The organism is Photobacterium andalusiense, from assembly GCF_900185625.1.
GTDB classification, from domain to species: domain Bacteria; phylum Pseudomonadota; class Gammaproteobacteria; order Enterobacterales; family Vibrionaceae; genus Photobacterium; species Photobacterium aquimaris.
Genome location: NZ_FYAJ01000049.1, coordinates 1 through 801, shown reverse-complemented (window position 1 = coordinate 801; position 801 = coordinate 1). Strand labels below are relative to the sequence as shown.

The window sequence follows — 801 nt, the reverse complement described above, 5'->3', positions numbered from 1 at the left end:
TCAAAACATACACATTCAAGTGTCTGTGTTTGCTTTCACTTTTTAAAGTGAAGACAAATAAATGAGTCCGGCGAAAAACCAATGTTTAATATTTTCTTGATCGGATTATTAAACGCAAACCTTGGTTGTTTGAACATACAAGACCTCTTGGGGTTGTATGGTTAAGTGACTAAGCGTACACGGTGGATGCCTTGGCAGTCAGAGGCGATGAAGGACGTATTAACTTGCGATAAGCCCAGATTAGGCAGTAAAAGCCACTTGAGTCTGGGATTTCCGAATGGGGAAACCCACTAGCATAAGCTAGTATCATTAACTGAATACATAGGTTAATGAAGCGAACCGGGGGAACTGAAACATCTAAGTACCCCGAGGAAGAGAAATCAACCGAGATTCCGGTAGTAGCGGCGAGCGAAACCGGATTAGCCCTTAAGTTAGTTCAGCGTTAGGTGAAGGTTCTGGAAAGTGCCGCGATACAGGGTGATAGCCCCGTAACCAACAACGCTTTATTAGTGAAATCGAGTAGGACGGGACACGTGATATCCTGTTTGAACATGGGGGGACCATCCTCCAAGGCTAAATACTCCTGACTGACCGATAGTGAACCAGTACCGTGAGGGAAAGGCGAAAAGAACCCCTGTGAGGGGAGTGAAATAGAACCTGAAACCGTGTACGTACAAGCAGTAGGAGCCCACTTGTTGGGTGACTGCGTACCTTTTGTATAATGGGTCAGCGACTTAATTTTAGTAGCAAGGTTAACCGTTTAGGGGAGCCGTAGGGAAACCGAGTCTTAACTGGGCGAAT

1 rRNA gene is annotated in these 801 nt (G+C 45.6%); it reads left to right on the top strand.

The window, feature by feature from the left end:
• Nucleotides 1-159: 159 nt before the first annotated feature.
• Nucleotides 160-801, top strand: a 23S ribosomal RNA gene (locus PAND9192_RS20370); the annotation flags it as partial.